9 protein-coding genes are annotated in these 11,045 nt (G+C 64.4%); 2 read left to right on the top strand and 7 right to left on the bottom strand.

Features of this window, described 5'->3' with window-relative positions; genetic code table 11:
- Positions 1–167 precede the first annotated feature (167 nt).
- Positions 168–2,333 (bottom strand): S46 family peptidase, encoded by a 2,166-nt coding sequence (locus B2527_RS05300; protein WP_293706490.1) that lies wholly within the window; start codon positions 2,331–2,333, stop codon positions 168–170.
- A gap of 135 nt (positions 2,334–2,468) precedes the next feature.
- Between B2527_RS05300 and tdh the strand changes: the two genes are divergently transcribed.
- Positions 2,469–3,503 carry an L-threonine 3-dehydrogenase gene (tdh, locus tag B2527_RS05295; protein ID WP_293706489.1) on the top strand — a complete coding sequence of 345 codons (1,035 nt, stop codon included), beginning with the start codon at positions 2,469–2,471 and terminating at the stop codon, positions 3,501–3,503.
- Positions 3,504–3,601: 98 nt separating this feature from the next.
- Here tdh and B2527_RS05290 read toward each other — a convergent pair whose 3' ends face one another.
- From B2527_RS05290 to B2527_RS05265, 6 genes are all read right to left on the bottom strand, one after another.
- Positions 3,602–4,354, bottom strand: a complete 753-nt coding sequence (locus B2527_RS05290) for a TorF family putative porin (protein ID WP_293706488.1) — start codon at positions 4,352–4,354, stop codon at positions 3,602–3,604.
- A gap of 120 nt (positions 4,355–4,474) precedes the next feature.
- Positions 4,475–5,518 (bottom strand): sulfate/molybdate ABC transporter ATP-binding protein, encoded by a 1,044-nt coding sequence (locus tag B2527_RS05285; RefSeq protein ID WP_293706487.1) that lies wholly within the window; start codon positions 5,516–5,518, stop codon positions 4,475–4,477.
- Between the two features lie 7 nt (positions 5,519–5,525).
- Positions 5,526–6,467, bottom strand: a complete 942-nt coding sequence (gene cysW, locus B2527_RS05280; RefSeq protein ID WP_293706486.1) for a sulfate ABC transporter permease subunit CysW — start codon at positions 6,465–6,467, stop codon at positions 5,526–5,528.
- A complete protein-coding gene (gene cysT, locus B2527_RS05275; protein ID WP_414717002.1) occupies positions 6,464–7,300 on the bottom strand; it encodes a sulfate ABC transporter permease subunit CysT in 837 nt (278 codons plus the stop codon). Before cysT ends, cysW begins: the two co-directional genes overlap by 4 nt.
- 24 nt (positions 7,301–7,324) lie before the next feature.
- Positions 7,325–8,347, bottom strand: a complete 1,023-nt coding sequence (locus B2527_RS05270; protein WP_293706484.1) for a sulfate ABC transporter substrate-binding protein — start codon at positions 8,345–8,347, stop codon at positions 7,325–7,327.
- 12 nt (positions 8,348–8,359) lie between these two features.
- Positions 8,360–9,787, bottom strand: coding sequence for an OprO/OprP family phosphate-selective porin (locus tag B2527_RS05265; protein ID WP_293706483.1), 1,428 nt, complete (start codon positions 9,785–9,787; stop codon positions 8,360–8,362).
- 161 nt (positions 9,788–9,948) lie between these two features.
- On the opposite strand from B2527_RS05265, the gene kbl reads away from it, so the two are divergent.
- Positions 9,949–11,045 (top strand): glycine C-acetyltransferase (gene kbl, locus B2527_RS05260; protein ID WP_293706482.1); only part of this gene is annotated, 1,097 nt, incomplete at its 3' end.

The raw sequence follows: 11,045 nt of genomic DNA, 5'->3' as shown, positions 1-11,045 counted from the left end.
CCTTGCCGAGCATGGCTCGGTACTACAGTCGGCCGGCCTTGGCTCCATCAGCCAGCCAAAAACTCCCCCTCCCCGGCCCTCCCCTACGCTGCGCGAAAGGGAGGGGCCAAAACAAAAGCCCGGACGGTTTCCCGTCCGGGCTTTTACTTGAACCACGCAACCCGAACTTACTTCGAGGCGGCGTCCATTTCCTTCAGCAGCTGCGGCGCCGGCGCCACTTCCTGCATGATCCAGCGCATGTAACGCTCGTCGACCGAGATCATGCGGGTCATCACCGGGTCGAACACCCAGTTGCTGGCAACCGATTCCCAGATGCCGTCAAACGCCAGGCCAACCAGGCGGCCGTGCGCGTCCAGCACCGGCGAGCCGGAGTTGCCGCCGGTGATGTCCAGGTCGGACAGGAAGTTCACCGGCACGCTGCCGATACGCTGGTCCTCGAAGCCGCCGTAACGCTTGGCCTTGACCGCATCGATCAGCGCCTGCGGCGAGTCGAACGGGTCCTTGCCGGTTTCCTTGGCGACGATGCCTTCCAGGTCGGTGAAGGCCGGCTGCACCTTGCCGTCCAGGCCGGTGTAACCCTTCACGTTGCCGAAGGTGATGCGCAGCGACAGGTTGGCGTCCGGATAAACGAACTCACCCTTGGTCTTCTTGTAATCGGCAATGGCCTGCAGGAACAGCGGACGTGCCACCAGCTCCTCGCCCATGCGCAGCTTGCGCTGGTGCTCCAGCTCCAACAGTGCGGGCATCACTGCCACCGCGTACTGGATGGCCGGGTCGTTGCTGGCTTCGAACGCAGCCTTGTCGGCACCGAACCACTTCAGGCGCTCGTCCAGGCTGCCCAGCTTGGAGCCGTCCAGGCGCGCGACCGTTGCCTCGACCGCCTTGGCATCGACGCCGCCGATCCACTTGTCGAACGCCGACAGGTGCTGGCCGGCCGGCAGCTGCACGTACTGCTGCAGCCAGTACTGCTGGAACTGGCGATCCATGGCCGGCACGTAACGGCGGTCCATCTGCTTCAGGCCGCCTTCGATGGCCGGCAGATCGCGTTCCTGGTAACCCTCTTCGCGCTGCGCGTCCGGCTTGGCCTTTTCAATGGCCAGGCGGTACAGGCGCACGGCAGTGCCGAGGGTGCCGGTGCGGTTGAGCATCGCCAGGTTCAGGTCACGCGCCTGGTTCATGCGCGACTGCTGGCCCAGCGTCTGCAGCTGTGCGAAGGCATCCAGCGCCGGCTTGCCGGCAGCGCCCTGGCCGCGCAGCCATTCCAGCACCGCGGTTTCCGCAGCCTGCTTCTGGCCGAGCACGTTGTTGCGCTTGAAGCCGTCCAGCTGGCCGTCGTAGTTCTTGCTGGTGTTGTTCCAGCTGGCCATGTTGGCGGCGTACTTCACCGCGATGTCGGGGTTATCCTTGCTGGCCGCTTCGACCATCGCGATCTGGTCCTTGTAGGCCTTGGCGATCGACGGGTAGGTCCAGGTGGCGGTGTTCTCGAACTCGCTGACCAGCGCATAGCGGTCGGTGCGGCCCGGGTAACCGGCCACCATCACGAAATCACCCTCGCCCAGCGGCTGGTTGGCCAGCTTCAGCCAATGCTTGGGCTGGTATGGCACGTTGTCGGCGGCGAATGCGGCCGGCTTGCCGTCCTTGCCGACGTAGGCGCGGTAGAACGAGAAATCACCGGTGTGGCGCGGCCACATCCAGTTGTCGACGTCACCGCCGAACTTGCCGACGCTGCCCGGGGGCGCATAGGCCAGGCGCACGTCCTTGATTTCCATGTTCTTGAACAGGCGGTAAGTGTTGCCGCCGGAGAAGCTGTACAGGGTGCAGCTGTAGGCATCGTCGGTTTCACAGGCGGCGATGGCCTGCTTCTCGAAGGCTTCCAGCGCCTGGGTACGCTTGAGCGGATCATTGCCGGCGCCAGCGATGGCGGCCTTGGCCTGTGCGGTAACGTCGGTGATGTCGTCCAGCACGTAGATGCGCGCGTTCGGGCCTGCGCTCAGTTCGTCCTTCAGGGTCGGCGCGTTGAAGCCGTCCTTGATCAGGTTCTTCTCGGCGGTGGAGTTCAGCTGGATCGAGCCGTAGGCGCAATGGTGGTTGGTCACCACCAGGCCCTGCGGGGACACGAAGCTGGCGGTGCAGCCGCCCAGCGCAACCACCGCGCCCATCGGGTCGCCGGTCAGGTTGGCAAGCTGCTGCGGGTCCAGCTTCAGGCCAGCCTGCTTCAGCGGGCCGGCAATTTCCGGCAGCTGCTGCGGCACCCACATGCCTTCGGCGGCGTGCGCGGTCTGCGCCAGGCCAAGGCCAGCAACGATGGAAAACGCAAGAAAATTCACTCGCATTACGCACATCCGAAAGTTTGGAAGCGCCGATTGTAGCCGTTGTAACCGTCCTTCTCCCCTGCCATCGGTCAGTACAGGGCGGTTACGGCTGAAAGCTTATAATCGCCCTCTTTCCACACACTGCGGTCCCCTGCAATGGCACAGACGATGAAGGCGCTGGTGAAGCGCGAAGCGACCAAGGGCATCTGGATGGAAGAGGTGCCGGTACCGACGCCGGGCCCGAACGAAGTCCTGATCAAGCTGGAGAAGACCGCTATCTGCGGCACCGACCTGCATATCTACCTGTGGGACGAGTGGAGCCAGCGCACCATCAAGCCGGGCCTGACCATCGGCCACGAGTTCGTCGGCCGCATCGCCGAGATCGGCCCGGGCGTGACCGGCTATGAAATCGGCCAGCGCGTCTCGGCCGAAGGCCACATCGTCTGCGGCCACTGCCGCAACTGCCGTGGCGGCCGCCCGCACCTGTGCCCGAACACGGTCGGCATCGGCGTCAACGTCAACGGTGCCTTTGCCGAATACATGGTGATGCCGGCCAGCAACCTGTGGCCGATCCCGGACCAGATCCCCTCCGAACTGGCCGCCTTCTTCGACCCCTACGGCAACGCCGCGCATTGCGCGCTGGAGTTCGACGTGATCGGCGAAGACGTGCTGATCACCGGCGCCGGTCCGATCGGCATCATCGCCGCCGGCATCTGCAAGCACATCGGTGCGCGCAACGTGGTGGTCACCGACGTCAACGATTTCCGCCTGAAGCTGGCCGCCGACATGGGTGCCACCCGCGTGGTCAACGTCGCCAACCAGTCGCTGAAGGACGTGATGGCCGAACTGCACATGGAAGGCTTCGACGTGGGCCTGGAAATGAGCGGCAACCCGCGCGCCTTCAACGACATGCTCGACTGCATGTACCACGGCGGCAAGATCGCCATGCTCGGCATCATGCCCAAGGGCGCGGGCTGTGACTGGGACAAGATCATCTTCAAGGGCCTGACCGTGCAGGGCATCTACGGCCGCAAGATGTACGAGACCTGGTACAAGATGACCCAGCTGGTGCTGAGCGGTTTCCCGCTGGGCAAGGTGATGACCCACCAGCTGCCGGTGGACCGCTTCCAGGAAGGCTTCGACCTGATGGAACAGGGCAAGGCTGGCAAGGTCGTGTTGAGCTGGAATTGAGCCCAGGCGGAATCGGTAATGCCCGGCTGGCGACCATGGGTCGGCACTACGGAAAAAGGCGCCTTTCGGCGCCTTTTTCTTTACGTATCATGCTTGGATCAGGGCACGTCCACCGACACGGTGAACACCACGCCCGGCTTGTAAGTGTCCGACTCGCGGCGCAGCAGCGAGGCATCCGAACCGAAGGTGTCGTAGTAGCCCAGGGTGGCGGTCGCCGGGCCGAAGGCCTTGGATACCGAGACCGAGCCATCGTAGTAGTCGGCACGACGCGGCCATTCGTTGGCCTCTTCCTTGATCGAGGTGTAGCCGGCCGAAGCACCGACGGAGAAGCCGCTGTCACCGATGTCGTAGCTGGCTTCCAGTGCCGCGTAGGTCTGCTTGGCGCCGGTGTTGCTGTAGTCATCGGCATAACCCAGCAGGCCGCTGACGGTGACCGGGCCGGTCCAGGTCACCTTGGCCAGATACTCGTTGTAATCGATGTCGCCATAACCGCTGGAAGCGCCTTCGTAGGTGTAGCGGTTCACACCCAGGTCGATGTTCCAGCTGTCGCTCAGGTCCTTGCTCCAGCCGATGTTGTAATCGACTTCGAAGTTCGGGCCGCCGTCGCCGAAATCGACATTCGAGCCCCACACGCCCACGTACAGGCCAAACGGTGCGGTGTAGTTGGCGCCCGCCTGGAATGCCGGGCCGTTGTCGGTCTGCGACACGCCACGGAACACGTAGTCGGTAGTCACGCCGAAGCTGGCGCTGAACGGAGAGGTGGATTCCTCACTCTCCTGGGCACTGACGGCAAACGGAACGGACAACAGGGCGGCGCAGGCCACGGCGACAAGACGCTTGTTGTGCATCATGCAGATCTCTCCAGGAAGTGGGGGTATCGGGATCAGACAGAGCCCGATTCACAAATATTTAACCGCAAGTATATTGCGATGCAACATCTATTTCACCCCGACCGCCCCGACCCGCCCTATTCAGCCTGCGGCCGCTGGAAATACCCCGTAGCGACGGGCTCCGAGCCTGATTGACTGGCCGGCCGCATAGGCCGGCGCATCGGCTGGCAACTCCACTTCCAACTCGGTAGTTGCGCCAGCCAGGCGCGCGCGCAGTCGCTGGCGTGGGCCGCTACGCTGTACCAGCCCGACCGTGGCCTGCCAGTCACCATCGGCCTCGACCACCAGATCCTCGGGCCGCACGAACACCTCCAACGCCTCACCATCCGGTACTGCGCCGGTCCGTGGCCACTGTGCTCCAGCCACTTCCAGCGTCTGCCCCTGCGCGCGCGCCGGCAACCGGTTGGCCTCGCCGACAAACCCATACACGAACGGGGACGCCGGTTGGTCGTACACCTCGCCCGGCGTGCCCACCTGCTCGATGCGGCCACGGTTGAGAATGGCGACACGGTCAGCCAGTTCCAGCGCCTCTTCCTGATCGTGGGTGACGAACACCGTGGTCAGCCCGGTGCGGTCATGCAGTTCGCGCAGCCAGCGCCGCAGGTCGCGGCGTACCTGGGCATCCAGCGCGCCGAAGGGTTCATCCAGCAGCAGCACGCGCGGTTCGATCGCCAGCGCGCGCGCCAGCGCCACGCGCTGCCGTTGCCCACCGGACAGCTGCGCCGGGTAGCGCCCGCCCAGCCCGTCGAGTTGTACCAGCGCCAGCAGCTCATCGACCTTGGCGTCGATGCGCGCCTTCGGCCAACGTTCGGCGCCGCGCCGTACTTCCAGCCCGAAGGCGATATTGCGGCGCACGTCCAGATGCTTGAACAAGGCGTAATGCTGGAACACGAAACCGGCGCGGCGCGCCTGCACGCTCAAGCCGGTTGCGTCTTCGCCATCGAACAGGATCTCACCACGCTCGGGATGTTCCAGCCCGGCAAGTGCACGCAGCAAGGTGGTCTTGCCCGAGCCGGAGGGCCCCAGCAAGGCCAGCAACTCGCCACTGCGGATATCCAGGCTCACCCCGTCGAGCGCGGGGAACGTGCCGTACTGTTTGCCCAGGTTGTGTATGCGGATGTTCATTGCGACCTCAATGACGGTGTGCGGCGGCCAGCGACTGACCATGGCGCCATTCCAGGAAAGATTTCACCACCAGCGTCAGCAAGGCGGTGGCAGCCAGCAGTGATGCGCAGGCAAACGCAGCGCTGTAGGCGTATTCGTTGTAGAGAATCTCCACGTGCAACGGCAGCGTATTGGTGCGCCCACGGATATGCCCGGACACCACCGACACCGCGCCGAACTCACCCATCGCCCGCGCGCTGCACAACAGCACGCCGTACAACAGGCCCCAACGGATATTCGGCAAGGTCACCTTCCAGAACATCTGCCAGGCATTGGCGCCCAGGGTCAGGGCTGCCAGTTCTTCATCACTGCCCTGCTGCTCCATCAAGGGCATCAGTTCGCGGGCGATGAAGGGAAAGGTGACGAACACCGTGGCCAGCACGATGCCCGGGATCGCGAACACGATGCGTGGCAGCTGCAGCAGGGTTTCGCCCAGCACCGGCAGGTGCAGGCGCAGCCCGTCCTCGATCAACGGCCAGAACCAACCATCGCGACCGAACAGCAGGATGAAGACCAGACCCGCAACCACCGGCGATACCGAGAACGGCAGGTCGATCAGGGTCACCAGCCAGCGCTTGCCGGGGAAGCTGTGCTTGCTGACCACCCAGGCCGCGGCCACGCCGAATACCAGGTTCAGCGGCACCACGATCGCGGTGATCAACAAGGTCAGGCGGATCGCCGACAGCGCGTCCGGGTCGCTGATGGCGACCCAGAATGCCTGCACGCCGCCGCGCAGCGCCTCGGCGAAAACCAGCAGCAGCGGCAGCAGCAGAAACGACAGCAGGAAGCCCAGCGCGCCCAGGATCAGCAGCCACTGCACCCAGCGCGGCTCGGTGGTGACGGAGCGCACGCGCGGCACCACCTCCTTGCCTGCGATGGACACCGGCAGTTCCGACAACAACTCGTTCATCGTGCTCCCCTGCGCTGCAACCAGCTCTGCAGGCTGTTGACCAGCAGCAGTACCGCGAACGACAGCAACAGCATCGCCCCGGCGATGGCGGTGGCACCTGCGTAGTCGAACTCTTCAAGACGGATGGTGATCAGCAGCGGCGCGATCTCGGTGACGTTGGGCATGTTGCCGGCGATGAAGATCACCGAGCCGTACTCACCCACGCCACGCGCGAAAGCCAATGCAAAGCCGGTCAACATCGCCGGCCACAGGCTTGGCAACACCACTCGCACGATGGTCTGCAAGCGTGTAGCCCCGAGCGTGGCCGAGGCCTCCTCGAACTCGCGCTCGGCTTCAGCCAATACCGGCTGCACGATGCGCACCACGAAGGGCAGGCCAACGAACACCAGGGCCACCACGATGCCGAGCGGCGTGTAAGCCACCTTGATGCCCAGCGGCTCCAGCCATTGCCCTATCCAACCCTGGCCGCCATACAGCGCGGTCAAGGCGATACCGGCCACCGCGGTCGGCAAGGCAAACGGCAGATCGATCATGGCATCGAACAGGCGCCGCCCGGGGAAGCTGTAGCGAACGAATACCCATGCGACCAGGGTGCCCATCAGCGTATTGAACGCCGCTGCCGCGAACGCGGTGCCAAAGCTCAGCCGCAACGCGGCCAGCACACGCGGTTCGGTCCATATCTGCCAGATCCCGCCCAGGCCCAGCCCCGCGGCTTTCAGGAACACGCCCAGCAATGGGATCAATACGATCAATCCCAGCCAGAACAAGGTGATGCCCATACCAAGACCAAAGCCGGGGAGTACCCGGCGTTGGCTTCGCACACGCGGCTGCAGTGTTTGCGCTGTTGCTGACACGGTCTACTTGCTCGCCTGGATCTGATCGAAGACACCGCCATCGGCGAAGTGCTCAGCCTGCGCCCTGCCCCACGAGCCGAAGGCACTGCGGATCGTGACCAGCTGCACCTGTGGGAAGCGCGCCACGTCAGCTGGTGCCGCGTATTGCGGCGAACGCGGGCGGTAGTAGTGGCGTGCGGCGATGCGCTGGCCTTCCGGCGAGTACAGGTATTGCAGATAGGCCTGGGCGACCTCGCGGGTGCCATGGCGGTCGACGTTGCGATCCAGCAGCGCTACCGACGGTTCGGCCAGGATCGACAGCTTGGGCACCACGATCTCGAACTTGTCCGGGCCCAGCTCTTCCTGGGCAAGGAAGGCTTCGTTCTCCCAGGCCAGCAACACATCACCAATACCGCGCTGGACAAAGGTAGTCGTCGCGCCGCGTGCACCGGTATCGAGCACCGGTACATTGCGGAACAGCGCGCGCATGTAGTTCAACACCTTCTCGCGATCACCCTTGAAGATGTGGTCGCCATAGGCCCACGCCGCCAGGTAATTCCAACGCGCGCCGCCGGAGGTCTTCGGGTTCGGCGTCACCACCGATACACCGCTGCGCAGCAGGTCCGGCCAATCGCGGATGCCCTTGGGGTTGCCCTTGCGCACGAGGAACACGATCGTCGAGGTATACGGCGCGCTGTTGTCCGGCAGGCGGCTTTCCCAGTTGGCGGGAAGCAGTTTGGCCTTGTCGGCGATGGCGTCCACGTCGTAAGCCAGCGCCAGCGTGACCACGTCGGCTTCAATGCCATCGATCACCGTGCGCGCCTGCTTGCCGGAGCCGCCGTGCGACGTCTCGATGCTGACGTTGTCGCCCTTGGTTTCCTTCCAGTGCTTGGCGAAGGCGGCGTTGAAATCGCGGTACAGCTCGCGGGTGGGATCATAGGAAACATTGAGCAGCTGCACGTCGCGCGCAAACGCGGCGCCTGCACTCAAGGTCAGGGCGAACGCCAGTGCTGCGGTAGCAAGGCGTGAAAGATAGGAATGTTTCATCAGGGCTCTCCGTCAGAAGGAAACTTGCAGGCGCGAGAAAACAGCTTTTTCATCAGGCAACTTCGCGCCAGCGGAAGCCGCGTCAAAACTGCTGTGCAGGTAATTGGTCGCCAGCTTGAGGTTGGCGGTCAGGTACCAGTTGGCGCCCACCGTCCACGAGCGGACCTGCGAGGCCGACACCGTTGGATCGGCATAGAACGGGAAGGCGGCATCATCGATCTGCAGTTCGCCGTAGCGCGCGGTCAATTCCACCGCGCCATGTCCGCCATTGACGCCAAACGGATGCGAAGGCGTTACCCCGCGATAGCTGGCATCCTCACCGGTCAGCACATAACTGGCGGTGGCCTGCCAGGCCCGGTTGTCCAGGCGCTTGCGGATGCCATTGCGCGCCACCTCCTGTTCCGAGGCGATGTACTCGGCCTGCAGGCCCAGTCCATTGCGGTAGAACCAGCCCTGCGGCGACCAGCGGCGGTGCTCGCCATCGGCAACCACCGCACTGCGGTAGGCAAAGAACGTGGCCTGGCCGGGCGTGCGATAGCGCGGCAGATAGTTGTTGCCGCTGCCATGCTTTTCGCCGCTGCTTGCGCCCAAGCCGAAGCCCAGACCTGCCCATGCGCTGTCGCTGCCCTTGAGCGGCTCGAAGAACACCCGGCCTGCATATTCGAAGTCGTCATCCGGATTGCTGGTGACCGCATCGCGACCATCGACGGTGCCGTTGAACACACCCAGCGCATAGCTGAACCGGCCCTTGGCCACTTCGCCCTGCAGCTGCACGCCGAGGTCACGGTTCGGCGCCAACTCGCTGGCCAGCGCGCGCTCCACGTCGACCAAGGCCGAGGATGACTGCAGCCGCTCCAGACCGACCGGCGAGGTGAACTTGCCAACGCGTACCGTGTACGCAGGATCGAAACGCAGATCGGCATAGGCGTCGACGATGCTGGCGCTGTCACCGGCAAACTCCGGGGTGAAGCGGTAGGCCACCAGCTTGCCCAGCGACCCTTCCAGGGTGGGCCGCGCCGTGCGCAGCAGGAAGGTGTCGTTCTGGTTGGTATCACTGCCCAGGAACACGCGGCCATCGCCCTGCAGTAGACCGCGCAGCTTCAGCTCGTAGTTGCCGTCGCCCGATTTGAACGAGGCGCCCTTCTGGTCGATGGCGATCTTCGGCGCGCTTTTGGCGGCGGCAACGCGTTCCTCTTCCGCCAGCTCTAGGCGGCGTTCGAGGATACGCAGACGCTGGTCCAGATCAGCCAGGCCTACGCCTTCGGTCGCGCCATCACTGACACCGGCCAAACGCTCCAGTCGTTGCAGGCGCTCCTGCAGTTGCTCCACGGTCAGTTGCTGCGCCTGCGCCGATGACCCCGCCCCACACGCCGCCAGGGCCAGGCTGAGGGACAACAGCTTCCTGGTCGGCAGGGTGAATGGGGGGCGTGTGGCGGTCATCGGCTTCTCCTGGTGGGTGGGTGTGCAGACGATGCTGCGGGTGCACACCCGTTACCGAGAAATGACTTAGGCCGCCGCGCTTATAGCCTTTGCGCATGACGACAGCGCCGAGGCACAGGGAAGGCTAAAATTGGCGTTCCACTTGACCGCAAGACCCTGCCATGACCGACACCGCGAACATCTCCCCGCTGACCCGGCACTACGCCGAGGAACTGGACGCCATCCGCGCGCAGGGGCTGTTCAAGTCCGAACGCATCATCACCAGCCCGCAGTCGGCCGAGATCACCCTGGACGACGGCCGCACGGTGCTGAACTTCTGTGCCAACAACTACCTGGGCCTGGCCGACCACCCGGAGCTGATCCAGGCCGCCAAGGATGCGCTGGACACGCATGGTTTCGGCATGGCCTCGGTGCGCTTCATCTGCGGCACCCAGGACCTGCACAAGCAGCTGGAAAAGCAGATTGCCGACTTCTTCGGCAAGGACGACACCATCCTTTACGCCGCCTGCTTCGATGCCAACGGCGGCCTGTTCGAGCCGCTGCTCGGCGAGAACGACGCGATCATCTCCGACGCGTTGAACCACGCCTCCATCATCGATGGCGTGCGCCTGTGCAAGGCCAAGCGTTTCCGCTACGCCAACTGCGACATGGCCGACCTGGAAGCGCAGCTGCAGGCCGCCGATGCGGCCGGCTGCAAGACCAAGCTGATCACCACCGACGGCGTGTTCTCGATGGACGGCTTCATCGCCCCGCTTGATGAAATCACCGCGTTGGCGAAGAAGTACAACGCGCTGGTGCACATCGACGAATGCCACGCCACCGGCTTCCTTGGCGCGACCGGCCGCGGCTCGGCCGAAGTGAAGGGCGTGCTCGACAAGATCGACATCATCACCGGCACCCTGGGCAAGGCCATGGGCGGCGCGCTGGGCGGCTTCACCTGCGCCAGCGCGGAGGTGGTGGAACTGCTGCGTCAGCGCTCACGCCCCTACCTGTTCTCCAACTCGCTGCCGCCGCATGTGGTGGCTGCCGGCATCAAGGCGTTCGAGATGCTGGCTGCCGCCGATGACCTGCGTGAAACGCTGCGCGAGAACACCACTTACTTCCGCGAGAAGATGACTGCCGCCGGCTTCGACGTGAAGCCGGGCGTGCACCCGATCAGCCCGGTGATGCTGTACGACGCACCGCTGGCACAGAAGTTCGCCCAGCGACTGCTGGAAGAAGGCATCTACGCCATTGGCTTCTTCTTCCCGGTGGTGCC

It is taken from the genome of Stenotrophomonas sp. UBA7606 (genome assembly GCF_002477705.1).
In the GTDB taxonomy this organism is placed as follows: domain Bacteria; phylum Pseudomonadota; class Gammaproteobacteria; order Xanthomonadales; family Xanthomonadaceae; genus Stenotrophomonas.
Note: the sequence above shows the minus strand (reverse complement) of the source record. Positions and strands in the feature narration are given on the sequence as shown.